The sequence below is a fragment of the Nocardia sp. NPDC057668 genome (assembly GCF_042799795.1).
Taxonomy (GTDB): Bacteria; Actinomycetota; Actinomycetes; order Mycobacteriales; family Mycobacteriaceae; genus Nocardia.
Window position 1 is genome coordinate 2,140,082 of sequence record NZ_JBHVIC010000001.1, and the last position, 26,057, is coordinate 2,166,138.

24 protein-coding genes are annotated in these 26,057 nt (G+C 64.8%); 11 read left to right on the top strand and 13 right to left on the bottom strand.

Features of this window, described 5'->3' with window-relative positions:
- Positions 1-46: 46 nt before the first annotated feature.
- From ACFVBH_RS09865 to ACFVBH_RS09875, 3 genes are all read right to left on the bottom strand, one after another.
- Positions 47-451: a globin domain-containing protein gene (locus ACFVBH_RS09865; protein WP_379001076.1), complete on the bottom strand. Its 405-nt coding sequence runs from the start codon at positions 449-451 to the stop codon at positions 47-49.
- A gap of 121 nt (positions 452-572) precedes the next feature.
- Positions 573-1,307, bottom strand: coding sequence for a DivIVA domain-containing protein (locus tag ACFVBH_RS09870; protein ID WP_379001077.1), 735 nt, complete (start codon positions 1,305-1,307; stop codon positions 573-575).
- On the bottom strand, positions 1,298-2,479 hold the full coding sequence (locus ACFVBH_RS09875; protein ID WP_379001078.1) for a globin domain-containing protein: 1,182 nt from the start codon (positions 2,477-2,479) through the stop codon (positions 1,298-1,300). Before ACFVBH_RS09875 ends, ACFVBH_RS09870 begins: the two co-directional genes overlap by 10 nt.
- Before the next feature lie 616 nt (positions 2,480-3,095).
- On the opposite strand from ACFVBH_RS09875, the gene ACFVBH_RS09880 reads away from it, so the two are divergent.
- A complete protein-coding gene (locus tag ACFVBH_RS09880) occupies positions 3,096-3,899 on the top strand; it encodes a DNA polymerase beta superfamily protein (protein ID WP_379001079.1) in 804 nt (267 codons plus the stop codon).
- Here the strand turns inward: ACFVBH_RS09880 and ACFVBH_RS09885 are convergent.
- Positions 3,877-4,095 (bottom strand): cold-shock protein, encoded by a 219-nt coding sequence (locus tag ACFVBH_RS09885; RefSeq protein WP_354988516.1) that lies wholly within the window; start codon positions 4,093-4,095, stop codon positions 3,877-3,879. The two genes, ACFVBH_RS09880 and ACFVBH_RS09885, sit on opposite strands and share 23 nt — an antisense overlap.
- 107 nt (positions 4,096-4,202) lie before the next feature.
- Complete coding sequence (locus tag ACFVBH_RS09890; protein ID WP_379001080.1) at positions 4,203-6,239, bottom strand: ATP-binding protein; 2,037 nt, start codon at positions 6,237-6,239, stop codon at positions 4,203-4,205.
- A gap of 595 nt (positions 6,240-6,834) precedes the next feature.
- Between ACFVBH_RS09890 and ACFVBH_RS09895 the strand changes: the two genes are divergently transcribed.
- Positions 6,835-7,902 (top strand): MBL fold metallo-hydrolase, encoded by a 1,068-nt coding sequence (locus ACFVBH_RS09895; protein WP_379001081.1) that lies wholly within the window; start codon positions 6,835-6,837, stop codon positions 7,900-7,902.
- A 96-nt stretch (positions 7,903-7,998) separates the two neighbouring features.
- On the opposite strand, the gene ACFVBH_RS09900 is transcribed toward ACFVBH_RS09895, so the two are convergent.
- Both ACFVBH_RS09900 and ACFVBH_RS09905 read right to left on the bottom strand, forming a co-directional pair.
- A complete protein-coding gene (locus ACFVBH_RS09900; RefSeq protein ID WP_379001082.1) occupies positions 7,999-8,502 on the bottom strand; it encodes a GNAT family N-acetyltransferase in 504 nt (167 codons plus the stop codon).
- A gap of 129 nt (positions 8,503-8,631) precedes the next feature.
- Complete coding sequence (locus tag ACFVBH_RS09905; protein ID WP_354988520.1) at positions 8,632-9,081, bottom strand: helix-turn-helix domain-containing protein; 450 nt, start codon at positions 9,079-9,081, stop codon at positions 8,632-8,634.
- 223 nt (positions 9,082-9,304) lie between these two features.
- On the opposite strand from ACFVBH_RS09905, the gene ACFVBH_RS09910 reads away from it, so the two are divergent.
- Positions 9,305-10,120 carry a nitroreductase gene (locus ACFVBH_RS09910; RefSeq protein ID WP_379001083.1) on the top strand — a complete coding sequence of 272 codons (816 nt, stop codon included), beginning with the start codon at positions 9,305-9,307 and terminating at the stop codon, positions 10,118-10,120.
- 331 nt (positions 10,121-10,451) lie between these two features.
- On the top strand, positions 10,452-11,282 hold the full coding sequence (locus ACFVBH_RS09915; RefSeq protein ID WP_379001084.1) for a DUF559 domain-containing protein: 831 nt from the start codon (positions 10,452-10,454) through the stop codon (positions 11,280-11,282).
- 177 nt (positions 11,283-11,459) lie between these two features.
- On the opposite strand, the gene ACFVBH_RS09920 is transcribed toward ACFVBH_RS09915, so the two are convergent.
- Together ACFVBH_RS09920 and ACFVBH_RS09925 are read right to left on the bottom strand one after the other, a co-directional pair.
- Positions 11,460-11,660, bottom strand: a complete 201-nt coding sequence (locus ACFVBH_RS09920) for a DUF397 domain-containing protein (protein ID WP_379001085.1) — start codon at positions 11,658-11,660, stop codon at positions 11,460-11,462.
- Positions 11,657-12,538, bottom strand: a complete 882-nt coding sequence (locus ACFVBH_RS09925; protein ID WP_379001086.1) for a helix-turn-helix domain-containing protein — start codon at positions 12,536-12,538, stop codon at positions 11,657-11,659. The genes ACFVBH_RS09920 and ACFVBH_RS09925 overlap by 4 nt, the downstream gene beginning before the upstream one ends.
- A 172-nt stretch (positions 12,539-12,710) precedes the next feature.
- On the opposite strand from ACFVBH_RS09925, the gene ACFVBH_RS09930 reads away from it, so the two are divergent.
- The 7 genes from ACFVBH_RS09930 to ACFVBH_RS09960 all read left to right on the top strand — a co-directional run bounded on the left by ACFVBH_RS09930 (position 12,711) and on the right by ACFVBH_RS09960 (position 19,702).
- Entirely contained in the window at positions 12,711-12,956 is a 246-nt protein-coding gene (locus ACFVBH_RS09930; protein WP_379001087.1) for a hypothetical protein, read from the top strand.
- 107 nt (positions 12,957-13,063) lie between these two features.
- Entirely contained in the window at positions 13,064-14,146 is a 1,083-nt protein-coding gene (locus ACFVBH_RS09935; RefSeq protein ID WP_379001088.1) for a Shedu immune nuclease family protein, read from the top strand.
- Positions 14,147-15,097: 951 nt separating this feature from the next.
- Positions 15,098-15,838 carry a hypothetical protein gene (locus ACFVBH_RS09940; RefSeq protein WP_379001089.1) on the top strand — a complete coding sequence of 247 codons (741 nt, stop codon included), beginning with the start codon at positions 15,098-15,100 and terminating at the stop codon, positions 15,836-15,838.
- Positions 15,839-15,964: 126 nt separating this feature from the next.
- A complete protein-coding gene (locus ACFVBH_RS09945) occupies positions 15,965-16,837 on the top strand; it encodes a GIY-YIG nuclease family protein (protein WP_379001090.1) in 873 nt (290 codons plus the stop codon).
- 80 nt (positions 16,838-16,917) lie between these two features.
- Positions 16,918-18,207: a DNA cytosine methyltransferase gene (locus ACFVBH_RS09950; RefSeq protein WP_379001091.1), complete on the top strand. Its 1,290-nt coding sequence runs from the start codon at positions 16,918-16,920 to the stop codon at positions 18,205-18,207.
- A 320-nt stretch (positions 18,208-18,527) separates the two neighbouring features.
- Entirely contained in the window at positions 18,528-19,037 is a 510-nt protein-coding gene (locus ACFVBH_RS09955; RefSeq protein WP_379001679.1) for a very short patch repair endonuclease, read from the top strand.
- Between the two features lie 14 nt (positions 19,038-19,051).
- Positions 19,052-19,702, top strand: a complete 651-nt coding sequence (locus ACFVBH_RS09960) for an Eco29kI family restriction endonuclease (protein WP_379001092.1) — start codon at positions 19,052-19,054, stop codon at positions 19,700-19,702.
- Positions 19,703-19,706: 4 nt separating this feature from the next.
- Here the strand turns inward: ACFVBH_RS09960 and ACFVBH_RS09965 are convergent, their stop codons facing one another.
- The 4 genes from ACFVBH_RS09965 to ACFVBH_RS09980 all read right to left on the bottom strand — a co-directional run bounded on the left by ACFVBH_RS09965 (position 19,707) and on the right by ACFVBH_RS09980 (position 25,977).
- Positions 19,707-22,646, bottom strand: a complete 2,940-nt coding sequence (locus ACFVBH_RS09965) for a Z1 domain-containing protein (RefSeq protein WP_379001093.1) — start codon at positions 22,644-22,646, stop codon at positions 19,707-19,709.
- A gap of 14 nt (positions 22,647-22,660) precedes the next feature.
- Positions 22,661-24,118 carry an ATP-binding protein gene (locus ACFVBH_RS09970; RefSeq protein ID WP_379001094.1) on the bottom strand — a complete coding sequence of 486 codons (1,458 nt, stop codon included), beginning with the start codon at positions 24,116-24,118 and terminating at the stop codon, positions 22,661-22,663.
- Positions 24,119-24,324: 206 nt separating this feature from the next.
- Positions 24,325-25,293: a lipase family alpha/beta hydrolase gene (locus ACFVBH_RS09975; RefSeq protein WP_379001095.1), complete on the bottom strand. Its 969-nt coding sequence runs from the start codon at positions 25,291-25,293 to the stop codon at positions 24,325-24,327.
- 75 nt (positions 25,294-25,368) lie between these two features.
- A complete protein-coding gene (locus ACFVBH_RS09980; RefSeq protein WP_379001096.1) occupies positions 25,369-25,977 on the bottom strand; it encodes a TetR/AcrR family transcriptional regulator in 609 nt (202 codons plus the stop codon).
- Positions 25,978-26,057: the final 80 nt, after the last annotated feature.

Genomic DNA, 26,057 nt, shown 5'->3' on the forward strand with positions numbered 1-26,057 from the left:
GGTCCCGGGACATCCGGGACCGGTTCGCCGTTCCTCGCGGGAACGGTCAGACCTTGACCTCGTCGGCGGAGAGCATGATCTCCACCACCGCGCCGTAGGCCGCGGCCCAGGTCCCGGCGAGTTCCTCGGTCCATTGCGCACCGAGGAAGTGTTCGAGGGTGGCCAGCAGTGATGCCCCGGCCACCGGGTAGTGCGCGGCCACCACCCCGAGCTGGGCATGGTGGCGGCCCAGCTGTTGCACGAAAGACGGGTCGTCCGCGAGGGTTTGGACATTGGTGACGATCCGGCCGAGGCCGGACAGGAAGCGCTCACGCTGCACGGTCATGTCCTCGGCGAACATGTCCCGCACCTCCGGGTGCGCCGCGAACAGATGATCGTAGAAGTACTCCACGGCCTCGGGTCCGACCGCGCCGACCTGCTGCCAACTCGACTGCAATGCTTCGATATTCATGTGGGTTCCCCACTTCCCTTGTCTGCGTGCCTGATTCCTTACACGCCACGAAATCGGCAGGGCTGCTACCGAATTCGGGACCTCTGTGTCCGTGGACGATGTGGGATCGGGATGTGCCCGATCAGTCCTGCGGGGTATGACCCTTCCCGCCGATCGGCAGGTCGCGCTGATACCCGGAGGCCGGCACGATGTCCGGCAGCGACTCGGCGATGCCCGGCAGCGGCAGCAGGGCCAGCTTGTCGACTTCCACCGACAACGTCATGATCATGGCCTGCAACTGGTTTCGCAGCAGTCCGGAGTAGGACTGCAGCTGGGCCAGGCGCTGATCCTCGAGTTCGGGATCGGCGTAGGCACCGCGCTGCGGCCCGGCCGCGTGCACCTGCTGCAGCATCTCGCGCTGCTGCGCGCGGGTGACCCGCATCAGCTCCCGCGCGTGCTCTTCGGCCTGTTCCACGATCGAGTCGGCGGAAGCCTGTGCGCGCTTGAGGGTTTCGACGGCCTGATTGCTGATGCCGAGGGCGTCCTTGGCCGTCTCCTCCTGCAACCGGGCGATCTCCCAGTTCGCGTTGGCCAGCTGACGCTGCAGCTCGGCCACCTCACCGGCGGAGGCCATGGTCTGCATCTGCATCTGCATCGCTTCGCTCTTGCCGGCCAGCTGCATGTTCTCCCGTTGCAGCCGAGCCAGTTCCGGCGAGTTGCTGGTGAGGGTGAGCTGGCGGTTCTCCCGCGCCACCCGCGCCACCGCGATGTGCACCCGCTCGAGGAAGCGGTCGACCTCCTCGGCGTCGTAGCCACGCCGCCCCAGTCGCGCGCCCTTGAACGTGGCGGATCGGATCTCGTCGGGTGTCACATCCATTGGTCAACCTTGTCGAAGCCGCGGTCGGCGGCCGGGGCGGCGGAGCCTGCCGCCGGCGCCTGGCCGAATGTCTCGTATCTGATGGCGTGCCTGGGCATCCCGGCGGCGGACAGCGCCGCGACGGTGGCGGCGACCATGGCCGGGGAACCGCAGACCAGCGCGGTGCACCCGGTCAGGTCGCGACCGCGCGCGGCCACCGCGCCAACCATGCCCTGCACGCCGTGGAAGCCGGGATCCTCCGACACCACCGGGGTGTAGGTGAACCAGGGATTCTCGGTGAGCGCCGTCAGGGCCTCGTGGTCGTAGAGATCCCAGGTGGTGCGCACGCCGTGGAACAGCTGCACCCGCGGGGTGTATCCGGTGTGCCGCGATTCCTGCTCGATGCGCTCGATGATCGCGCGCATGGGCGCGAGCCCGGAGCCGCCGGCGATGAGCAGCAGGTTGTCCACCGCTTGCGGCGGGAAGACGAAGGCGGTGCCCACGGGTGCGCCGAGTCGCACCTGATCGCCCGGGCGGATCGTGCGAGCGAAGGTCGCGCTGACCTCGCCGCCGTCCACGACCTGCACGTGCAGATCGAAGGTACCGTCCGCGCGCGGAGCGTTGGCCGGGGTGAAGTAGCGCCACAGCCGCGGCCGCTGCGGAATCTCCACCGCCAGTGACTGACCCGCTTCGTACGGATACTCGTGCAGCGGGCGCACCGTGATGACGGTGACGTCGATGCTGCGACGTTCGGTGGACACGATCTCCGCGTCCCACCACGCGGGCGTGTTCGCGGCCCGATCGGCGGCCTCGACCATGATGCCCGCGACGGCCTGATAGGCGCCGGTCCAGGTCTGTGCGAGTTCGGCGGTCCAGCGCGGGCCCAGGAAATGCGCGAGGGTGGCCAGCAGCGAGGCGCCCGCGGCCGGGTAGTGCGCGGCGACGGCGCCGAAGCGGCGATGATCGCGGCCCAGCTGGGCGACGAATTCCGAATCGGCGGCGAGGGTTTCGACGTTGCTGACGATGCGGCCCAGGGCCGCGAAGAACTTGGCGCGCTGGGCGGTCATCCGGGTCGGGAACATGTCCCGGACCTCGGGGTGCGCGAGGAACAGGTGTGCGTAGAAGTACTGGGTGGCCTCGTCGCCGGCACGTTCGACGTACCGCCAACTCGCCTGCAGGGCATCGGTATTCATCCGCGGCGCAAATCCTCGTTCTGCAACACACTCCCTTTCGCCTGGACGACTGTCCGAATAACGAACAACCTAAGGCATGGGCTTGGAGCTGTCGAAGCGAGAAATCTGGCAAATCATTCGCAAATCATCAATTTGCGACGGAGGCCACAGTTCTGCGGCAAATAGTCTGACGGCTTCTAATTGTCTCAGGAAATGCGAAAGGCCGACCTCAGGGCTGCGAAACCCGAGGTCGGCCTTTTCAGCTTTTGCCGACGATCAGCCGCCGAAGGAGCCGGTCCACAGGGTGCTCAGGATGCCGTGCAGCGCGGCCGAGCCGGTGCTGAGCAGGCCGTTCAGAGCAGCGGAACCGGTCTCGATGATAACGGGGATCATTTAGTAAAGCCTCTCGATAAAAAACCAATCGAACTTCCGACGCACGGCATATCGACGCGTTCTGCGCACCCGTTACGGAACATTAACGCACTGTGACATGCATCCCAGTTATTCGATATCGCGCGGGGCTTCATGTACTCGATCCCAGCAAAGCCGACAACACGCATATCTCGCGCAGATAACCCCTGCTCAGGCCGGGAAATAAATGGACCGGCGCGGGCCGCGCCCGCTAGCCTCGGCGACCATGATCCTGCGCAACATCCCCGACGCCATGGACCCGGCGGTGGTCGCGACGATCGACGCCGAACTCGGCCGGATCGAGCGCGAGCACCGGGTCGACGTGCGCCTCGCCATCGAGAGCGGCAGCCGGGCCTGGGGCTTTCCGTCCCCGGACTCCGATTACGACTGCCGCTTCGTCTACCTCCGCCCGCTCGAGGACTACCTCACGCCGTGGCCCGGGCGCGATGTCATCGAGACGCCGCTGATCGGCCTGCTGGATGTGAACGGCTGGGATCTGGTCAAGGCGCTGCAACTGCTGGTGCGCGGCAACGCGGTCCTGATCGAATGGCTCATGTCGCCCATCGTGTATTCCGCGGACTCGGCGTTCCGTGACGAATTGCGGGAGCTGGCCGACGCCGTCGCCGACCGCGATCAGGTCGCCCGGCACTACCTGCACCTGGGCGCCCGGCAATGGCGACTGTTCGACACCAACCGGTCGCTGAAGAAGGTGTTCTATTCGCTGCGACCGGCCATGGCATTGCGCTGGCTGCGCGAACATCCGGATAAGACCGTCGCGCCGATGCATTTGCCGACGCTGCTCGCGGAGTGCGACCTGCCCGCCGATCTGGTCGAATCGATCCGGACGCTCACGGAGTTGAAGGCCCGCACCCGCGAGATGGGCGCCGGCGAGGTGCCCGCGCCCATCGCGGATTTCATCACCCGCGAATTCGACCGTGCGGAGGCGGAATTCACCGGCAACGAACCCGCACACCGGGAGCGGGCACGGGCGCTGTCGAACGAGTTCTTCAGGCGCCAGCTCGGCCGATGACCCGCACGACCACGGCTTCGGGCCCGGGCTTGGTGCTGCGCACCTCGAACTCCACCCGCTGGCCCTCGGCCAGCGACCGGAAGCCCTGCCCCTCGACGGCGGTGTACTCGACGAACACGTCGGGTCCGCCGTCGTCGGAGGTGAGGAAGCCGAAGCCCTTCTCACTGTCGAACCACTTCACAGTGCCGTGCACCATTACCCCATACCTCGTCGAATGCCCTGGAAAAACCGTGGAATCGGCCACGTCCCCACGCGCGCCTCGCCCCCATGGTGTCACGGGGCGCGGTCGTCCCGGAACCCGCCTCATCCCGCCCGGGCCGCGCCCGGCTCGTCGTCCGATCCGCGCATGGCGTACACCCGGTCCAGGAAGTCCCGGTGCGCGCGCAGCGTGGAATCCAGCAGCTCGCGCCAGGTGCGGCGGTCCACCCGGCTGTCGCTGAACAGCGAGGACAGCGACGCCGGGCCGAGCCGGTCGATGTGATCGACGATGAATGTCAGTCGCCGGCGCGGGAATTGGGCCCCGATGCGCGGATTCTCCTCCAGGAAACGGTCGAGTTCGTAGAGGTAGTTGACCGCGCGGTTGTACTCGGTATCGGTGAGGTGGTAGTCCATCCGCTTGATCTCCACGATCCAGAGCTCACCGGAGTCGTGCAGCAGTACGAAGTCGGGTTCGCGCTTGGGGCTGCCGACGGCGCTGGTCTGCAACATGGATCCGAATTTCTGTGCGTACCAGCGCTCGAAGCTGGCCCGTACCCGCTGCAGCGATTCGTTCATGCCCAGCGGCGTCCATTCCGGTGCCAGCAGCCACGGCGCGGTTTCGATGAGCTCCTGGAAGGGGCGCTCGAGCGAACGGCGATCGTCGATGAGCGCGCGTAGCCGATCCACCACCGCGACCCGCTCGCTGGCGATCTGGCCCAGGGAGTAGATCTCGGCGACCCGGGCGCGCTCGAAAAGCGCCACCACCACGTCGAGTTCGGGTTCGGCGTCCTCGGCGATCTCCTTGAGCGTCTCGAGCAGGCTGCGCTGCGGGCCCAGCGACAGTGCCAGCCGCACCATGTTCTCGATGTGCGCGGGGTCGTCCAGCGAGGCCCGGTCCTTGTGCGCCACCAGGATTCGCGCCGCTTCCAGCACCGAGTCCCGGAACACGCGGTCCCCCGGCGCGATTCCCTCCAGCATCTCGCGAATCCGGGAGCGCTCGACGAACTCCTCCCAGACCCGGCGGCGGATGGACTTCTCACCGAGCCTGCCGATTTCCTTGATGAGCGCCTGCCCCCACTGCGCCAGCGCTTCCCCGCGCGGGGAGTTCCACATGATGTCCTGGCGGTCGGAGCGGACCAGATCCTCCTCGTCATCGAGCCAGTCCACGTGCACTGCCCCGACCAGGTAGGAGCGCAGCTTGAACTCGCCGGTGAATCCGGCGGGTATGCCGAAATCGCGGGTCTGCGCGACGATCTTGCCGCGCGCGTAGATCCGGACACCCGCCATCGCCTCGTCGCGGTAGGGCTGTTTGGAGTACGCGATCCAGCCCGAGACCGGCAGGAACTTGTGCCCGAAACGCACCGGCACCCGGCTCACGTCGACCCGGGTGTCCTCCATGACGTCGATGGGCAGATCACTGAGTGTGAAGGACTCCGAACCCGCGCTGTTGCGCACCTGCACGCGCCAGTCCGAGCGTTCGATGCCGAAGCGCGAAGCGAGCTGCCTGCTCAGCTCGGTGCCGCTGTTCACCCTCTTGCGGAAGAAGTTTCGCAGAATGACGGTGGTGCCGCGGGTGCCGGTGAAGGTGCCGTCCAGCGGGCCCGGCTTCGGGTAGTAGTCGCGCTCGGTGTCCGACAGCATGTCGTCCAGGTCCAGGATCAGGTGCGCGACCGGCCAACCCTGCGGCGTACGGTCGGTCGGGGTCGACCCCGCGCTGATGACCTCGATGGTCCGGCAGATTCCGAAGGCGGCGAGCTTCCCGATTCCCTTGCGCCCCATGACCGGTCGCTGCTGCTCACGCGAGAGGTCGGAGCCGGTGCGCTTGCGCCGGTCCGAGCCCACCATCAGGTAGTGGGCATTGATCTCCGACGCCGTCATGCCGTGTCCGTTGTCCGACACCACGATCCGGTACGCGGGTTCGTCCGCGGCGCGGATGGTCCCCGCCAGCGTGACGCCCCACGGCAGCGCGACATCCACCTCGGTGGCGTCTGCGTCATAGGAATTGGCGATGAGTTCGGCCAGCACGGCCGACACCCGGTCGTAGAGCCGGATGCCGAGTTTGTCGATCGCCAGCCGGCTGATCCGCATGGTGTACCGGTGGTCGTCGCGATCCAGCGCGGCCGCATGCACCTCGTTGTACATGGTGGGCCCCCAATTGCCCTCACGGCAGCCTTCGTTCAGCTACCCCTGGTATCGATGCAACGCTTCGTGATTAACGAAAGGCTGAACGGTTGCGTACCGGTTCGTCACGGTCGGGTTCCGGATTCACCACGGGGTAGCCGGAGGCAACGGCTAGGTCTCGGCTATCGGGATCGGGCGGAGGGTGGGCGTCCGTGCGGTCGCGATCGGGGTGTAGGCAGGCGGGCATCATTCGGCCCGGAAGGCGCGAAACACCCGGCAATGGGCCGGGTTGCGGACGCGGTTCCAGGTGCGGCGCTCGCGCCGTTGCGCTTTCGCGCGGTGGGGTGCGCGCCAGGGCGACCGGACCCGCAGCCTGTCACCGCGGCGATCCCGCAATTGGACCGGGGACTCTGCGCAGGCAAGGCATCCGTTCACCTGTTGATCGACCAGGACGAGGGCACGCTTGCCTGCCCGGCCTTCACACGGTTGCTCTTTACGCGGTGCGGGTCCATCGGTCCGTCACCTCGGGAGATCCGGTGACAGGACTGTCCGAGACGGGAAGAATGCGTGGGGCGCGGCACGGTGCCGGCGGGCGGTAGAGGTGAGAGGTGCACGGGTGAATCCGATTTCGCGAGGTCTGGCGGCATTGTCCGAACGTCTGACCACCCCGGAACCGGCCGCGCCAACCCTGGCCGCGACCATCGCCGCGCGGCGCCGGTTCTTCGGGAACGCGGCGGTTGACCCGGAAACCGGTGCGGTGAGCCCGGATCGAGTTCTGGTGTCCTGGTTCGGCTGTGCGAGCTTCGCGATCTCGCTGGGCGGCACCGTCTTCCTGCTCGACGCGTGGGTGCCGCGCGGCGCGACCTCGGGCTACGTGCCGACGACCGTCGCCGAGGTGGCGGCCCTGCGCCCGGCCGCGATCTTCATCGGCCACGGGCATTTCGATCACGCCGCCGACGCCGGGCCCATCGCGCAGGCGAGCGGGGCCGTGGTGTACGGGACCACGGAACACTGCGCGACCGTACGCGGGCAGGTCCCCGATCCCCGATTCGACTGTGTGGAATTGGGTTCCGCTGATTCCTCGTACGGTGATCGATACGACTTCGAGCTCGCGCCGGGCGTCGCGGTGACCGCGGTCCGGCACGTGCACTCCGCCCGCACCGCCCGCGACGAGAGTCCCGCGGGCTCGGATCCGGTGCGCCCCAAGCCGTGTCCGTGCGATATCCGGGAGTTCCCACCGTCCCTGGCCCATGCCGCCCATCTGGCGCGCAATATCGCCGCGCCCGAGGGCGGGGTGCTGCTCTACCAGTTCCGGACCGATCGCTTCACCCTGACCTGGCACGATTCCTCGGGGCCGCTGCTGGACAAGGCCCCCGAGGTGCTGGACGTGCTGCGCTCGCTACCCGCCTCGGACGTGCACGTCGGCGCGGTGCAGGGGTTCAACCAGTTCACCAACGGGCTGCGGGACCCGCGGAGCTACATCGAGGCGCTGCGCCCGAAGGTGTTCGTGCCCAACCATCATGACAACTGGCTGCCGGTGTTCACCGCGCGCGGGGAGGCGTTCCGGAGTCCGGTGGAAGCGGAGCTGGCACGGATTCCGGAACAGGCGCGGCCGCGGGTGCGGATGCTGGTCGATCGGGACGACTATCTGGCGCCGGGGGTGCTGGAGTTCCCGCTGGGGTGAGCGCGCCCCCTCGATGGTGCGCGATGCGCGCCCATGGCAGGCCGCGCGGCTGTGCTCGCGCGCCATGCAGGCGGGCCGTTCGTCCGCCGAAGCCGATCAGAAGCGGAGCAGCATGGTGCGACTGGTACTCCCGGTGGGACTCGGGTGCGCGGAGTCCGGAATCTCGACGAAGCCGAGCCGTTCGTAGAGCCGGCGCGCCGGGTTCTCTTCCCGCACACTGAGACTCACCTGCTTGAAGGCAGCTCGCGCGTCCACCAGCAGCTGTTCCATGAGCAGGGTGCCGACCCCCGTGCCGCGCGCACCGGGCACGACTCCGATGGCCAGTTCCGGGGTGTCGTCGTCGATGTACCCGTAGGCGGCGTTGTCACCGGTGAACAGTCGCAGCCACGCGGCCCCGCGCAGTTCCCCGTCCTGCTCGGCGACGACACCGAGATCCCCAGGCGCACCCCAGTTCTCGACGTAGTGCGCGAGCGCCGGTATGGCGCGCAACTCGTCCGGCGACGTTCGCCCCTGGTCGGCCGAGTAAGAGGCTTCGAAGAGCATGGACCACAGGTGATTCTCGTCTGCGGGCAGGGCCGGACGAACGATGACGCTGGACACGGGTGGGACTATACGGTTCGTGGAGGTCGGCGCGCGCGGGCGTTTCCGGGGGATGCAGTCGATCGCGGATCGCCCCTCACCGGTCCGCCGGCTCAGCCTCGGGCAGGCAGCCTGTAACCCGCCCGGACCTCAGCCCAGCAGGCCCGGCCCCGGAGTAGGGACGACGTCGCGCGCGGTGAGTTCGTCCCCACAGTGGTCGCATTCGAGCCGCACATGCGCCTGCCCCTCGCAGTCGCGATGCCCGTACAGCATGGGTGGCCCGTCCGGCGCGACGTGCGCGTCCCCCCAGTCCTTGAACGCCAGCAGAATCGGATAGACGTCGAACCCCTTGGGCGTGAGCCGATACTCCTCGTGCGCACCGACCTCGGCCGGCCCCTTGCTCAGGATCCCGTGCTCGACCAGCCGATCCAGCCGGTCGAGCAGCCTCCCCTTGGATATCCCCAGATACCCCTGAAACCCGTTGAACCGCCGCACCCCCGCGAACGCGGCCTTGAGTATGAGCAGGGTCCACCGGTCCCCGAACACCACCAGCGCCCGCGTGATCGAACACGGCTCCTCGGCCAGCTCTTCGTACCGCATCTTCCCAATGCTAGCCGAGTGGTCTTAATATGAGACCAAATCTCATCGGTCCCGAAATGAGACCACACCCGTAGGGGGTCCCATGCCCAACCACCGAGCCACCGTTGAAACCGACCTGCTCGCCGAAGCTTCGGGTCCCAGCCTGACCAGCAACGCGCCCGCCGACGACCATGTCGCGGCGGATCCAGCGCCCCTTCCGCGCACTACAGCAGCATCACCGCCGTTGGCGAACCCAATCGACAGCCACCAGGTCACCGCCGAGAATGAGCGCGCCGCCCCCGGTAGCGACTCTGCCGCCGGCAGCCCTTTCGCCGCTGAGCAAGCCCCGGCCGTGGCCTCCACCGAGCGGCCCCACGATACGACCGGCCCAGCTCCCTACCAGGTCCTCCGGTCCCTGCTGGACGACCGCCACACGTGCCGCGCCTTCCGCCCCGATCCGGTATCCCGCGAGACGATCACCCAGATCCTGACCACCGCCCAGCGCACCCCCTCCGGCTGCAACGCCCAACCCTGGCAGGTGATCGTGACCGAGCCGCCGGCAACGGCCCGCCTCCGCGAGTCCCTGCTCGCCCACATCGACGGCGCGGCCCCGGCCACCGACATCCCCTTCCCCACGTACCACGGCGTCTACCGCGACCGCCGCCGAGAATGCGCCGCGGCCCTCTACGCGGCGGTGGACGTCCCCCGCGGCGACCACGCAGGGACGATGCGCCAATTGGTCCGCAATTTCGAGTTCTTCGACGCACCCCACCTGGCCCTGATCACAACCGACACGGCCCAAGGCTCCTACGGCGTCCTGGACTGCGGCCTCTACCTGACCTCCTTCCTCCTGACGGCCCAAAGCCTGGGCGTGGCAACAGCTCCCCAAGCGGCGCTGGCGACCTACTCCCCGTTCCTCCACGAGTACTTCGCGATCCCCGAGGACCGCCAGATAGTCGCCGGTATTTCGTTCGGCTACGGCGATCCGAACCACCCGGCGAACGGGTTTCGCACAACCCGTGCGGATTTGGGGGACGTGGTGAAGTGGCACTCGAATTAGCCACCGCGCCAACGCCGTACCGCTGATCGGCGGGTGGTTACGGGGCCGTTCTCGTCCTGTCGAACAAGTTAATGCTGGTCAGCCCCACCGGCCCCAATGCGTACCCGCGAATAGCGCGCAGCCCCTGGCAGGCGGTGGCGGCATCCTGGGTGGCGGGCAACTGCGCCATGTCCGAGCCGCTCGCCCGTCGGGGCGGCGACACGGCCGTGTCCACGGTCGGCCACGGTCGACCTCCGACCCCATTGTGCACAGCGGCGGCCTGTCCACAGCCGACCCGTTGTCCCAGTTCACGTCGCCGCGACACCACCGCCGATCTGTCACCGTCAATTCCGTGATCACCACTCGCGCCGAACTCCGCGCCGAAGGCGTTTCCGCCGACGCGATAGCCCGCCGCTGCCACCGCGGCACGTACACCCGCCTGCTCCCAGGCGTCTACCTCTGCGGCGACGCCACTCCCCTGGACCGCCACCGCGCGGTATCCGCGTGGCTCCCACCCGCCGTCCTCAGCCACCGCACCGCCGCCTGGCTCCGAGGCATGCTCCCCGAGCCCCCATACCTCGAAGCGACGGTCCCAAGAACGGTCTACCGAAAGCCCCCACCCTGGCTGCGCCTCCACCGCCGCGATATCCCCATCGACCAGGTGTCAACGACGTTCGACCTCCCCACGACGTCCCCCGCCCTCACCCTCCTCGACTGCGCGGCAACCCTCCCACCCCGCGAGGCCGCCGCCTTGGTAGACACCCAACTGGGCCGCACGGTCTCCCCCGCCGACGCCCTCGCCCTCTGCCGATCAACCGTGACCGGCACGAAGGCGCTCCGGAAACAACTCCACGAGGCGGCGATCCACCACGCCTCGGAACCGGAACGCCTCTTCGCCCGGTCATTAACGGCCAGAGGCCTCCGCCTCCTCGCGAATCACCCCGTAGGCCCGTACATCTGCGACTTCGTAGACGAACGCTCCCGCACGATCATCGAGATAGACGGCCGCGAGTTCCACAGCGCGCCGCCGGTGTTCCGCAACGATCGCCGACGCCAGAACTGGCTGGTCCTCGAGGGGTGGTTGGTGTTGCGGTACGCCGCGGCCGACGTGTTCAACGCTTTGGATGAGTGCGCGGACCAGGCAGCGGCGGTGGTTCGCCGGCGCAGGCGTGCTCGCCGGTAGCCGATTTTCGTGCACAATCACCGTCCGCGTGGCAGCAAGCAGCCCTTTCGTGACCGATAGTGCACGATAATTCGCACCCCACCCGAAGCCCGGTCCAGCACTGAGAATGGCTGGAGTTCGCATAGGGCAAAACGGCCTTCGAAGCGCCGTCGCAGTCCGACATAGCCCGGCTGGTCATTACGACGTGAACGTCTGCCCTGCAACTCCGTTGACGAACTCTTCCCACGCCCCGATCGAGAAGACCAACCCAGGTTGACATGGGGCCTTCGAATCCCTTACAGCGACGACGTTCTCGACGAACGCCACTTCGACGCAATCGGCCTTGTCTCCGGAGTAGCTGCTCTTGAACCATTCGGCCCCGGATAGATCAGCGATCACGTCGCGAACTCCTTCATCATCTGCCGCAGCAGAACCCGGCTCGCCGACTCGTCCAGAGACTCGCGCCGGAGTGCTTCGAGAACCTGATCGTAGCGCTGCACATCTGCATCGCTCTCCAGATACATGCACCCCGTGAAGGATTCCAGATAGACCACCGGAGGCCCCGAGGGAAGTCCGTGCGGATCATGATCGAACTCCAGGATCGCGAACTGCCCCACCGGATCTCCCACCGGCGCACCTGCACTGAATGGAAGCACTTGCACCCGGACGTTCGACAGCTTCCCGATCTCCGCCAGATGTCGCAGCTGCGCCGCCATCACCTGCCGCCCACCCACGGCGCTCCGCAGAACCGCTTCGTGCAGAAGGACCTCCAACTGCAGCGGTTGATGCCGTCGAGTGATGATCGCCTGCCGCTTGTTTCGCAACTCCGCCCGACGCCCATGCTCCGAAATGGTCTCCGTGGGCTTCGCGGCACGAATCAAGGTGCGGGCGTATTCAGCGGTCTGCAGTAGACCTGGAACCAGGGCCGGCTGATAGGTGGTCACCCTCCGAGCCGCGGCCTCCAGTCCGATGTACACATCGAAGTCCGCGGGCATCAGACTCCCGTACTCGTACCACCAACTCTTCTCGGTCGATTGCTGAAGCAACGTCACCATGGCGGCCGTCGAGCCCTCCGGCATCTCCAGGACGTCGCAGATCGCTTGTAGGTCACGCACTTTCAAACGTGTAGGCACGCCGCGCTCCAACCGCTGAAATACGGACGAACTGACGTCTGCGCACTTGGCGACCTTCTCTTGAGACATCCCCAGCGCAGACCGGGCCTCTCGCAAATACCGGCCCAGCTGTCGCCTGGGCAGCGTGGATCCAACGTCTTCCATGACGACTCCCCAAAACGGCGACCACCCGTACTGGGCGACGGAACGGCCCGAACCGATCGCCGTCCTGCAAGTTCGGATCGGTTGAACTGGGATACCCAGTTCAGGCTACCCACTTCCACTGCACAGTGATGTGCTTTCGGTATCACTGATCCCGACCGGAAGGAGCCGTACGATGTTCAACCACCTGGAAGTCGGCGCATGGGTTCAAATCACCAGGACCTGCCCGATTCGCGTGACAGTCGACGAGTGCCGAGAGTCCGCCACCGCGGTCTTCGGCAGCCCGCCCCGCGAGTTCGAGATCTCGCTCGACCCGACAGCTCTCGCCAGCTTGGTTCAACACTGCACTGCCGCTCTGCGCCTCGTCGAGGCGCAGAGCAAGCGAGAGTTCGAGAACGACCACGCGACGCGTGCCGAATGAGCGACGGCATGTCGATCTCGGGCCGACGACCGTCAGACCCGCTGCCCGAAACGCCGAGGCCGCCTATACCGGTTGACGATCGGTACAGAGATACACACAATCAGAAGGTGGCACGAATTCGCGATCTGAGCCCCAACACCCAGCGAATCAAAGCGCATGAACCGAAGAAGAGCGTCGTCTGCGAACACCAAACCGTCACCGACGCCGATGGCGCCACACTGCTGCACCTGACGACGTTCGGTTCGAAAGACCGTGTCTCGCATCCCAAGAGCAGCCAGTCGTTGCAACTCGATGCCAAGATCGCCGCCGGGCTTACACAGGTCTTCCGCGATACCTTCGGAGACGATGAACTCGGCATCCCGCCGAGCATGGACGTGGTCTTTCCGTCGGACATCACCGTCGACCTGCATAGCTTGACAGCTGCCTACAACAAGAACCCCGAACTCTTCCGGGAGCTGATCGGCAACGACGAAGCCGCCGACGACGTAGTCGCTATGGCGCGACGCAGGAATCAGGTAGCCCGTTTCAAGCGGTTGCTGGAGGATGACGAGTACTTCGCCGAAGAAGCCAAAGAGGTACCGAAGGAGAGCCCGGAAGCGGTATGGCAGAGGTTCTTCGAGGAGAATCCGTGGATCTTCGGCGTATCACTGTCCGGCCAGCTTCTTACCAAGTGGAGCGATGAGAAGCTGGAGCAGGTCGTAGTGGGCAGCTCGATCAGCGGGGTCGGCAAACGGGCCGACGCCTTGATGCGCACCTCCGGACGTATCAAGTCAATGGTCTTCGCGGAGATCAAGACCCACCGGACCCCACTCCTCAAGGACAAACCCTATCGCTCTGGCTGCTGGGCGCCCTCTGCGGAATTGTCCGGCGCCGTCGCCCAAGTCCAGGGAACAATCCACCGAACCGTGGACAAGATCGGCCGTCGACTCCAGCAACAGGCGTCCGACGGCAGCGACATTCCCGGCGACTACACATACCTACTACGCCCGCGCTCGTACCTGATCGCCGGAAATCTGAACGGCCTCCACGGCGAGGCCGGCGGAGTACACGAGGACAAGTTCAAATCGTTCGAGTTGTTCCGCCGGCATCTCACGGAACCGGAGGTCCTGACCTTCGACGAGTTACTGGCCAGGGCCGAGTGGATCGTGGAGTCGACACCGATAGACTTGATCCCAGAAGTCGATCAGTGAAGATTGTGAGTGCTGCCAGCTAGGTTGTGTCTCGAATTGTCGAGGGCGGGCCTGCGGACCATCCTCAATGATGTGGCAGCCACAAGCCTATGACCGCGATCCGGCAGTGCTCACGCACCAAATGCCATCGAGCACTGCGGTGAACTGTGAACTGTCTCTCACTGCCTGCGGTTACCGCACCAACAGCGTCTCTGCCACACGCCTTGCAACTGCTGGTCCGCCCACACGCGCGATCAACGGGCCCGCACTCACCCTGCCCAGCCAGTGGTTCGGCCGGCCCCGCCGCTTCAGCGGGCGACCCGACTTCTTCGGGCAGGACAGTGACGGCTCCAGCCGCGTTCATTGGCATCGGGCACCGCCCGCACCGCCGACACTACGCTGACCAGGGGTTCCAGTTGTCTCCGGTTCGGTTAATCGCTAACCACTGGAGGCCTCGCCCATTCGCCAAAGCAACCTCAATCCGCCGGCGATGCGAACGCCACCACTCGATGTTTAGGGTCGCTGACGGCACCGAACAGAGGGGAGCGGCGCCGGTCTCGTTCGAACCAGCAGACGTCGGAAGCACTGGAGCCGAGCCGAATTCGTCTCCCCGCTCTATTGCGCTGAGGCGCCAGGACAGTCCAGTCGTCGACCACGGCGCGGTTCGTGGTCTCGCGAAGGTAGGCCAGGTGTGGTTCGAACTGACCTGGAGCACACCAGCGGAGGGATTCCAACAGGGGTTGAGCCGCTTCGGCGGACAGAGTTCCCACCCGACATGCGAACGCATGAGTGAGGTTCCCGCTGTTTCCCGGACTGGTTGGCCTCCCCCTGGTTTTCCGGAAGTCCGAGGGAAGCCCAGGGGAGGGACTGCGCCAGCCAGTTCGGGATGTGAGAAGCTCTCTCTGCCTGCGTATTCCGTCATCGGGGAGTGTCGTGACTACAGCTGTACTCGCACCCAGCCTCCAAGCCAGCGTGGATCGCTACGCGCGGGCGCTTATCGTTCCGTCAAGGCTGTTGGCCTTGCATCCCCGCAAGGCCGGCGGACCCGGAAACGCCGCCGCCCTGGCGCCAGCGATCACGCTCGGCGTGATTTCGGCTTTCGAGGGGTTTGTTGAGGATTTCGTGGCCACCGCCCTGTACCGCCAGGGGCAGAGCTTCGGACAGATCGCGACAAAACTCGGCAAGATCAACAACCCGGACATCCAGATGTTCGAAGGAATTGTGGCGAAGGGGTTTACGGGCGCCAAGTCGGCGATCGGAATCGATTTCGCTGTTGACGTCTGGTATCCGCCCGAGGCCCACAAGCGCTTGTGGAATGCCGTTGAACTGAACTGGATGCAGGCGCGAGATGATGCGAAAGGCTGGATGCAGGTGCGGCACTGCCTGTCGCACGGCCTTGCCAGCGGTTGGCAAAGCGAGGTCTGGCCAGGCCCACTGAATCCGAACCAGACCTCCGCTTCATCGGTCCTGAACCCGATGAAGGACGACAAACACTCGCTCGTCCTGCACGGAGCGATAACTTGCGCGCGCATCTACCAGAGTGCGGCAACCCACCTGGCCGATCTGGTCGCGGAGCAGCTGGGCGAGACCTTGTCGTGGTCGAAGCTCCCAGACTTTCCCATGTACAAGACGTCACTCAAGGAGCACATGGCCACCAACGGATCGATCCAAGACGCCGACTTCGAGAGCTCGGCGGGCTCGGATAGCGATTAGCCAGTCTTTCACACCACGACAATCAAAGGGCCACAACAGCTCCCGGCATTGCCCAGCCGTCGCTCAAACAAACCCACCCCATTCAATCGACTGGTTCCAAGACCATTCCTGAGCTACGTTAGCTTGGTGAACAATCAGCCAAATGGCGGCCTCTACGGGCCAGGCGGTCAGGCTCGAGCCGAGTTCAAACTGAGTATCACTCGCGCACTGGCTGACCAGCTCGGCGAGAAGCTCAACAGGCTGCGCCCGGCTTTCCTCAACCAAACGAACCTCGACCAGATCGAGGATCGGCCAGGCATCTACCAGCTCTATCTGAACGGGGATCTGGTCTACGTCGGCAAGGCGAGTCAGAACCTGCGTGACAGACTCGGGAATCATCTCACAAAGCTCTCCGGCCGCACGAACCTTGGGATCGAGGAAATCGGCTATGTCTGCCTGTATGTCGACGAGGATCTCGAGGCGGCGGCTCCCGAGAAGTTGTTGATCAACACGTATCGGGCCAACGGCAAGGCCCCTTGGAACACAATGGGTTTCGGCAACAAGGATCCGGGCCGCAATCGCGACGATACACGCGTCAAGGCGAAGCACTTCGACGCGCGGTATCCGATTGACATCGATCGGAAGATCGAGGGAATCGCCGCTGGCTCACAACCGCTGAGCCTCGCACTCAAGTCGGCCAAGACCGACCTACCGTATACCTTCCGGTACGAGTCGAGGGACCAGTCGCTTAAGAAGCAGCTGAACGGCACCGCGGTTGTCATCCCGCCGTACCCCCTGACTGCGGCGGACTTCATGCAACTAGCGATTCAGGCGCTACCTGGTGGCTGGCAAGCCACGGTCCTACCCGGCTACGCGATCCTCTACCACGAGAGCAAGGACTACGACAGCGCGAGGATGTTCTGGCGCAAGGTGAACGACCGGGCCCAGCCGTTCGCGGGCAAGGATCTCCTGGATGAGACGGGCGAAGTCGGCTCGACAACCGAGGACGAAGACGACTGACCATCGGCGAGTCATTCAACACTCCCGCAATAAGGCGTGTCGCACGTGCGTTCGAATGGAGACCGCGGTATGGTTTCGGCATGTCGAAGCAGCGGCGAGCAGCCAATACCAAGCGTACGAGCGTAGAGCTTTTCGCTGGCGGTGGTGGCTTGGCGATGGCCGTCGAACAAGCGGGGTTTCGGCCGTTGCTGCTCAACGAGTTCGCGAAGCGGGCCTGTGAGACGCTCGCCGCGAACTGTGCGACGCCACTAGAGGAAGGGCAGGCTCCGACAATACCCAGCCGGAACGAGCGGCCACCGTTGATTGTCGGCGACGTACGGAAGGTTGACTTTGAGTATCTCCGGGACAAGGTCGACGTCTTGGCAGGAGGCCCTCCGTGCCAACCCTTTTCACTCGGCGGTATCGCCAAGGGTGACGAGGACGACCGCAACGGCTTCCCGCACATGTTCCGTGCGATCCGTGAGATGCGTCCCAAGGCCGTGATCTGCGAGAACGTGCGGGGGTTGCTCCGGCCGTCGTTCAAACCCTATTTCGACTACATCAAGCGGGAGTTATCGCTTCCGTTCGAGGAGCGCGCGGAAGGGTCGGACTGGCGGGACCATGACGCGATCCTGCGGCACATGGAGGATTCAGCGCACGTCGAGTTGGATGAGAGTTACGACGTCGATCACTTCCCGGTCAACGCCGCCGACTTTGGCGTGCCTCAGATCCGGAATCGGGTGATCGCCATCGCTTTTCGGCGGGATCTCGGGGTGAACATGGGAGAGTTCAAGAAACTGGTTAGGTCCCAGTACTCCGACACGAGCCTGTACGAGGACATGCACAGCGGCGCTTACTGGGAACGGCATCCAGAGGTCCCTAAGACAGTTCGAGAACGTGTCATGGCACGAATCCCGGTTCCTCAGCAAACTCTCCAAGCGGGAGAGGGCGAACGACTCCTTCCGTGGCGGACACTTCGCGATGCGCTGAAGGGAATCGACGGGCAGCCGCCACTGCCGGATGTTCCACCAAATTTCCTTGATCGCAAGGAACACAACCTCGGCGGGTTCACCGACCATATTGGCTGGCCGGATGCGCGGATCTACGCTGGGCATACACCCAATGAGCTGGACCGTCCCGCGAAGACGGTGAAGGCTGGCGTTCATGGCGTGCCAGGTGGTGAGTCCGTAATGCTGCTGGACAACGGAACTCATCGGTATATGACGGTTCGCGAAACCGCGCGAGTTATGACCTTCCCTGACGACTGGCAGCTCGCGGGACCACGCGGCGAGAAGATGCGGCAGCTCGGCAATGCCGTACCTGTGCTCCTCGGAAAGACTTTCGCTGGGGCGGTCGCAACTGTGCTCAAAGATGCCGAGTCCACCAAGTAGACACGGCAGTGCCCGACAGCGAAACAGGAAAATGGAACGATCGTCTGCCGCCTGATCGTGCGTGGAGGTGTCGATCCGGTCTGGGTCGTGCGGCACGTACCGCAGAGCAGGATCGGGCGGCGGGAGGTCGACACAACCGTCTCGTCGATCTCGGAGACGGTCGCGTGTCGTCCGCCTCGGTTGAGCTGAAGGTCTACGCCAAGACTCGCCGAATCCGTGCGTACATCAGGTGGTCCGATCGCGGCAAGTACCCCACCAAGTACGTCGGCGAGGTGGACGGGCGAACGCGGCGTCAGAACCTGGTCCAGGCATGGACTCTGGTGTGTGACAGGAAATTACTGCCTCGTCCCGCGGAGCCGTCGAACTCCTGGGCCAGCACGCCGGCAGTTCGATCGGTAATGCGCGCAAACCGCCGAAAGGATACCCGCCCGGAACTGGCGCTCCGATCTGCCATACGTGCGCACGGACTCCTCCGATATCGCGTGGACATGCAGCCACTCCCCCATGTCCGACGAAAGGCTGATGTCGTCTTTGTTGGCCCGCGGGTCGCTGTCTTCTGTGATGGTTGTTACTGGCACGGATGCCCTGACCACTACAGACCGGCACAGAAGAACAGTGATTTCTGGACCTCGAAGATCGTTGGCAATCGCGCGAGAGACCGAGAGACCGATCAACTCCTGACGGATGCTGGTTGGCGGGTAATCCGAATTTGGGAACACGAGGATCCAGAGCTTGCGGCTGCCCGAGTCGCGGCTGCGGTCAGCACCGGCAGAAGCGGCCGAACTCCACGGCTGAACGAACCTCCCACCGTACGCAATCCAGAACAGTGAATCGACAAGAGAGCGTGAGTATCATCTACACTCCCGAATCATTCGACCCTTTGTCGACAACTCAGCTCACGAACACGATATGTGAGATCTTCGAGCGCCAACCCCTTGTCTCAATGGCAAAGGAAATTCCGAACTTCGAAGGATCGGGTCTTTACGCGATCTACTACCGCGGAAGCAGCGTCGCACTATATCAACCCCTCTCCGTACTACAGATTCCGGTATACGCAGGGCAGGGACGCTCGAGCAACAGCGCTACGGGGAAAAAGAAGAAGACGCCATTTGCCGTACGCAACCGCCTCAAAATGCACAGGAAATCAATGCTAGGCGGCGGACTACCTGTCGATGAATTTAGATTCCGAGCGCTCCTGATGCCAGATGTGCATGCCGATCTTGGCGAAAACGGGCTGCGAGTCGGATATCAGCCGGTATGGAATGATGTCTTGAATGGATTCGGGAGCAACGAGCAGGGTTCAGCTACACGAACGAGCGCGAGGACCAAGTGGGACACACTCCACTCCGGCCGGTCGCGTACAGATGGTGGCGTCGTACACAAGTCTGATGACCTTGCCGAGGCCGTCACCAGACGAATTGCGCAGCAGACCAGCGAATACGCGCAACTTCCATGGCCTCACCCAAGCATTGATATATTGGTAGATCCAGACTGACCAATCAGGCGATTCCTTCCGCATCAATGATCGCGGAGTCCTGAGATGAGTCGATCGTGACGAAGCGAATCAGTCGGTCGTCTCGGCCGATTGCTGAGACTGGGGCGGCGAATCCGAAGGCCATGACCAGCTTTCGAGGATCGATGGTGCCATTTTCCGAGATTTCCGAGGTGTGGTCTGGCTGGACGATCGGGAACAGCATGAGGACTCCGCGGCGGGGGGCTACGAAACCTTCGGTTACTGGGTCGCTGGAATTGGGGAGGCCGCCTGCGATTCGCATGGCGACGCTGTTTTGTTTTGGTTCGCTGACGCGGGAGAACATCGAGTCGCGGGTACGGCCGCGCTCCCACCAGTCGTAGCGACGATCGGAGTTGTCCAGCGCGATACCCTTCGCGTGTTTGGCGCGCAGGGGCGCCAGAACAATCCACTCATCGACGCCTCTGTTGGCTCCAGTGGAGATGTCACGCAGGTACTCGAGATGGGGGGTGAACAGCGAGGGGACGCGCCAGCGCAGGGACTCGAGGATCCTCAGGAACTCCCCCGGTTCGATTCGACCGGTGAGGGCGCGGAACTGGTGCGTAACGCCTCCCTCGGGAATGTGATACTTGAACTCCGTTGGCGTCGTATCGAGTTGGGCCACGACAGGCGCCCAGAGCTCAGCATTGTGGCGCAGGTCGGGACCGGGCGTCGGGTAGTCGTAGAACTCCTTCCAGCGACCGGGTGTCCGCACCTCCACCAGCCGCGCGTTGTACATCTTGTTGTTGCTGGTCGGCTTCAGCCACGGCAGGTGTTGGGAGACCAACGGCGGCACCTGCGCAGGCGTGATCTGCGGCATGCCGTCAACCATCACCGAGTACTGCTCGAGCTCTTGACGGAATGTCTCCTCGTCCAAGCACACGGCCTCGAACGCCTTGAAGAGATCGATGCCACGCTTGCCGTGCTCCTCCTCGCGTCCGATATACAGCCGCACCAGGTCTCGGTAGCCCTTGCGGAAGCCGAACCAGCGTCCCATCTGCATGAGAGCCGACGCGTTGGCCGCGCGGCGGCGGAAGTAGGTGACGGTCAATCCTTCCACGGTGAAGCCGCGGGAGAGCTTCTGGCCCCCGACGAGGATCTTCCAGATCGGACGACGGTCGAAATCCGCTGTGCCGGTTTCGATATCCTTGTCCCCGTTGACCACGATGATCGGTTGATTGTCACCGCCGATGTTCACGTACGCGGGGCCGATGAAGCGCTTCAACTCGTCGAACGAGGCCGGCACGGCGTGGCCTTCGGCACGAACCGCCGAGACCGGGGCGATGTCGGATTCGAACAGCTCGCGCAATCGCTCCAAGCCTTCGGCACTGGTATACCCTGCCTGCCACCACAATTGGGTCACACGCCCAAGCAGCTCACGATGGGACTCGACCCAATTGGATTCGTGAACGAGCATCGTGTGGTGGCGGTATCGATCCGCGGCACCGCTCTCCACCTCAGCGCGATACATCTTCATGGCGCCGGTCAGCACGAACATATCCATGGCACGGCGAAGAGGACCGGTGTCATCGTCATCCGTGACCGTCACGTCACGCACATGTGCCAGTTGATTCGAGTTCGCGACCGTCCGATCCTCTTCCAGGACATCGGAATCCAGATCATGGAAGTCCGCCGCTCCCATGTAGCCATCCGGCCGTTCGAGGGAGATGATGAAGTCCCTCGGGAAGAGGTCCGCAGTATCGCTCGGGTCGATGAAGACATTCGCGTACGGCGTCGCCGTATAGCCGACGTACTGCGCGCGGGGCAGCATCGTCAGTAGCTGTGAGATCTTCTGGTTGATGGCGGTACGTTCCGCGTCGGGCTTGGGCTTGGTCGTGTTCACCGACGCCTCGTCGGATTCGTCGTCGACGATCAGAACCGGAATCTCGTGAAGCGGGGTGAGGATCTTGTTCAGATCCTTGACCAGCTTGGTCAGCACCGACTTGTTCTTCTTGACCACCATCAGTCGCGCGGGCGCGCGATGCAGGTTCACTGGGTCGTAGAGCGGCCGGGCCGGATCCTGCTTCTCGAACTCCAGCGCGACGATGCCCTGCAGCAGGCTCTTGTAGTCGTCGTATCGGGTCGTCATCCGGTGAATGTCGAAGCCGCCCAATACGGCCGGCGAGTTCCCGAACTCGACGAACTTGCCCTGAATCCAGTCCGGATCGTCCGCGTAATCGGATTCGTACTCGCTCGCGCCGCGGAGCACGTTCTCCCTGCCCACCAACTCCATGTCCAGGCGACGCTGAGTCTGGTCACGCAGCAGGTTCAGCGTGCCACCGAGGACGATGACCAATCGGTACCCCGCGTCGATCGCGCGCGCGATCACACCGGTGAAGTTGGCGGTCTTACCCGACTGGACGTAACCGACGACCAAACCCTTCGACTGGTACGCCTCGGGCCGGGTGGGGTCCGAAAGTCGTTCCACCACACTTTCGGTCGCCATATCCAGCGCGGTGATCGCGTGATCGGGCCAGCCCTTGCGGCTCAGGAGCTCCGCGTACATCGGCCAGTAGAAGGACCTACCCTGATGAGTGGCGTACCAGGGCAGGAATTCGTTGCTGATCACCACGGGCATGGGTGCCTTGATGATCGGAATGAGGTCGTCGAGAAGCTTGGCCGTGGTCGTTTCCAGAGCCAGTTCGAGGTAAACCGCCGTGCGGCGTTCGTCGGAACACGGTGCGGTTACCGTCCACTGCGGGCTCTTCGCGAAGTCATGCGCACGCAGCCACTTTCGCCACATGTCAACGAGCTGTCGGTTTGAGTCGGGCGAATGCAGACGCTGACGAAAGTCCTCTTCCGTCGCGAACACCTCCGCACCCAGCAGATCCTCTACCTGGTACCGCATGGCCCGCAACAAGCGCTTCGGCTTGGACTCCATGTCCGCCAAGACCAGCGAGTGCAGCGCGATTCGAAGGTCGATTTCCATGTAGGTTCCCCGTCCTAGACTTCCAGTCGAGCTTGTTCGGTGCGCGCAGCGGCGGTCAGCACCGACTGCCACAGCGCGAGGGTGTCCTTCTCGCGAGGCCCGGTTCGATCCCGCTGGAAAACCTCGTGCAGCATCAGATACAGCAGCGACTTGATCACCGGCGCATCGTTCAACCCTCCGCGCCGCCCGCCCAGGATCGCCGCCCGGTACCGCTGGTTCAGCAGGATCGCCCGCCCCTCCCGGTCCAGGTCGAAGAAGGCGTCGGTCTCGAACGGCTCCCAGCGCAGGGCTATCGGCTCCTCGCCGATCAGGTACGGGAGCTCTTCGGAGATCGCTTCCCGCACCGAGGAATCCAGGCCCTTGCCCGGGGGGATCACCGGTTTGCGTTCCACGCCCGCGCGTTTGCGGGCCTCGCGGTAGGTGTGGTCGGCGGCGGTGAGGTACTCGGCGAACTTCGTGCCGGTGTCGTCCACCGCCGTGTCGAGGGCCGCGATGAACTCCGGCGACACCTCCACGCCGTCCTTCTTCACCGTCAGGCGGAACGTGTGACCGGCATTGTCGGGCAGCTCCACCGCCACCCGCGCCAGAACCAGATGCTGTTCGGGCTGCCGATAGTTGTTCCAGCCGCCGGCCTGCACCAGACGATCGTTCCGATACAGGTAGAACCCCTGCGTGCTCTGCAGCGAGCCGATCGCGCGGAACTGCGGCAGGGAGGATTTCGGGGGCCAGATGTGGGCGGAGAGTTGTGTCGGTCCCGCCGCGGGGAGATCCACCGTGAACGTGCGGGGAAAGTCTTGGTTGCCTGTTACCGGGTAGCCGAACGGGTCCACCGGGAGCACCCCGAAATCCATCACCACCGTCCCGGACGTGATGTCCTCCACGGCGATCGTGATGTTGAAGTTCTCCCGCGCGAGGTAGCGGTGCAGCTGCAGCCCGAGGTGCATGCTCAGCGAATTGATCGTGCGGGACAAGTAGCGCTCGGTCTGTTCCAGGCCGCCGTTGCGGGGGAAGTCCTTCACCCCGTCCCAGCGCACCACCGTGCCCTGCCACGTGATCGGGTTGCCGTTGTAGCGGTCGATCAGCTGCTGGGCGTAGCCGGGTTCGACTATGTCGCACTGGAACCCGGACTTCGCGTGTTCCATCACCCATTGGCGGCCGGCGGGGCGGCTGGTGCGGGTGCGGCTGACCACCGTCACCGCGGCGGCGTGACTCAGCGACGCGGACTTGAGGCCCGTGCCGAACATCCCGAGCGAGCCCGCGCTGTAATCCCGGCGGCCGCCGACCGTCATGGCGATGTCGAGTTCGTCCTCGGTCATGCCGCGGCCGTCGTCGATGATCAGCAGACTCACCAGCCGATCGCCGTCGCGCAGGAAGTGGATGACCACGTCCCGCGCGCCGGCGTCGATGGAATTGTCGACCAGATCGGCGATGGCGGCGTCGAAGCCGTAGCCCTGACTGGTCAGCGCTTCCATATAGCGCGCATCGGGTGGAAGTCGTTTACTCCCGATTGTCGGGACATCGAACTTCCACGCCTGCGCCATGACCACCCCAGAGAACAGATAACACCCGAACGAGCACTCTAGCCAATGATTCGCGACTCGAGTGCCGGCGTTACCGAATACGCGTGGGTAACCGATCAATTGACCGATCTACCCGGATTCGGGATACACCGATTCGATCAGATGTACGGACTCGGGCTTGGCGCGCACGGGATTTCGGCCACCGACCCCGGGCTGAACGTATTCAGCATCAGCGCCGCCACCGTCGGATCCACCGACACGCTGTTGTGCCCCGCGAAGTTCACCGGGCAGACGTCCTGCAACACGATGTTCGTCGCGTTCGGGGCCTCGCGCACACCGCTGGTGTACGGCACGACCTCGGTGTCGGCGCGGGTCACCAGATTGGTGTACTGCACGCCCGGTGCGTAAACCCCTGCGGCCTGCAGATTCTTGATGAAGTCCGAGACCGGGAGCATGTCCACGCAGCCCTGGCAGATCGGGCGCAGGGCGTCGAAGACCGCCTGGTCCACGCCCAGGCCCGCGGCCGCGTTCACCACCGGGTCGGCGACGTGGGTGCCCGCCCAGATCGGAACGAGGTTGAAGGTCTTCGACACCACCTGGTCGCCGCCGTTGAACAGCAGGTAGTGCGCGCCGACCAGGGTGCCCTCGGACCAGGTCAGCAGGTTCACCTTCGACGCCCCGGTCGAGTCCAGGACGCGGTTGACGAAGTCCCGCAACTCGTTGCTGGACTGCGGGATCGGCTCCATACCGCCCATGCCCGCGATTGGGCCGGACTGACTCGGGTAGATGCCGTAGGTGACCGAGTAGACGCAGTAGCCGTTGTTGTGCAGCAGCGGTGCCATGGCGGGCCAGCCGCCGCCGTTGCCGAGCACGCCGTGCACCAGGACCACCGGTTCGGGGTGCGCGGCGGTCGGGACGCAGGACCAGTCGTTCGCGCCCGGCGGGTCGAACGGGGGCTTCGCGGTGTTCGCGTCGATGAACCATTGCGCGACGGAGTAATTGACCGGGAGTTGCTCGGGCTCGGCGGCGGCGGTGCCGGTGGCCAGGAAAAGCCCCGTCACCGCGGCCAGGGAAAGGGTTATGCGACTACAGATTCGATGCAACTCGATGCCTCCGCTGGTCGACACGGACAGTGGGTAGCCAGAAGATCGCTCGGCGTACCTTATCGGTCGAAAACCAGCGGAATGGGGACGAAACGCCGATCAGATACCGGCGCCGAGCGCCCGCATGCAGCGCACGACGAGCGCGGCGGGGTCGACCGGATCGGACGGGGACGCGACCGCCCATTCCTCGAGGGCGATGCGGATCGCGCCCGCGGCCGCGGCGGCGAGCAGGCGCAGGCGGACCGGATCCGCGTCCGGACCGGCCAATTCGGCCAGTACCGTGCGCAATTCACGTTCGCCGTCGAGATTGATGCGATGCCACACGTCCCGCAGCGCGGGGTCGTTCTCCATGGCGCGCAACAGTCCCCGGGTGAGCTCGAAGTCCTCGCCGTCGGCGATGCTCAGCGCCCGCACCGCGGCGGCCTCGAGTTCGCCGAGGGTCGGCAGCCGGCGCGGGCCCGCCGCGATCGTCTCGAACCAGCGTTGCGCGCCGGTGGTGAGCATCGGCTCGACCGCGTCCTGTTTGGTGCGCGCGTAGCGGTAGAAGGTGCGCAGGCCCACCCCCGAGGCCGCGGCGATCTGTTCGGCGGTGACCTCGGCGGTCCCGTGGTCGGCGAACAGGCGCGCGGCGGTGCGCGCGATGTCCAGGCGCGTCTCGGCGCGGCGGCGTTCGGCCAGCGAGGGACGGCCGGGCTCCGAGGTGGGCATGCGGGTCCTTTGCTCGGTGAGTGGTCGAGCTCATCCTAGTCTTCGGATGCCAGCATGGCACGACGTGCCACTCAGGCGTA

What these genes read in the sequence shown, in the direction of transcription:
- ACFVBH_RS09865 (WP_379001076.1), bottom strand. Translation starts at nt 451, where the DNA reads ATGAATATCGAAGCATTGCAGTCGAGTTGGCAGCAGGTCGGCGCGGTC.
- ACFVBH_RS09870 (WP_379001077.1), bottom strand. Translation starts at nt 1,307, where the DNA reads ATGGATGTGACACCCGACGAGATCCGATCCGCCACGTTCAAGGGCGCG.
- ACFVBH_RS09875 (WP_379001078.1), bottom strand. Translation starts at nt 2,479, where the DNA reads ATGAATACCGATGCCCTGCAGGCGAGTTGGCGGTACGTCGAACGTGCC.
- ACFVBH_RS09880 (WP_379001079.1), top strand. Translation starts at nt 3,096, where the DNA reads ATGATCCTGCGCAACATCCCCGACGCCATGGACCCGGCGGTGGTCGCG.
- ACFVBH_RS09885 (WP_354988516.1), bottom strand. Translation starts at nt 4,095, where the DNA reads ATGGTGCACGGCACTGTGAAGTGGTTCGACAGTGAGAAGGGCTTCGGC.
- ACFVBH_RS09890 (WP_379001080.1), bottom strand. Translation starts at nt 6,239, where the DNA reads ATGTACAACGAGGTGCATGCGGCCGCGCTGGATCGCGACGACCACCGG.
- ACFVBH_RS09905 (WP_354988520.1), bottom strand. Translation starts at nt 9,081, where the DNA reads ATGCGGTACGAAGAGCTGGCCGAGGAGCCGTGTTCGATCACGCGGGCG.
- ACFVBH_RS09925 (WP_379001086.1), bottom strand. Translation starts at nt 12,538, where the DNA reads ATGGAAGACGTTGGATCCACGCTGCCCAGGCGACAGCTGGGCCGGTAT.
- ACFVBH_RS09930 (WP_379001087.1), top strand. Translation starts at nt 12,711, where the DNA reads ATGTTCAACCACCTGGAAGTCGGCGCATGGGTTCAAATCACCAGGACC.
- ACFVBH_RS09950 (WP_379001091.1), top strand. Translation starts at nt 16,918, where the DNA reads ATGTCGAAGCAGCGGCGAGCAGCCAATACCAAGCGTACGAGCGTAGAG.
- ACFVBH_RS09965 (WP_379001093.1), bottom strand. Translation starts at nt 22,646, where the DNA reads ATGGAAATCGACCTTCGAATCGCGCTGCACTCGCTGGTCTTGGCGGAC.
- ACFVBH_RS09970 (WP_379001094.1), bottom strand. Translation starts at nt 24,118, where the DNA reads ATGGAAGCGCTGACCAGTCAGGGCTACGGCTTCGACGCCGCCATCGCC.
- ACFVBH_RS09980 (WP_379001096.1), bottom strand. Translation starts at nt 25,977, where the DNA reads ATGCCCACCTCGGAGCCCGGCCGTCCCTCGCTGGCCGAACGCCGCCGC.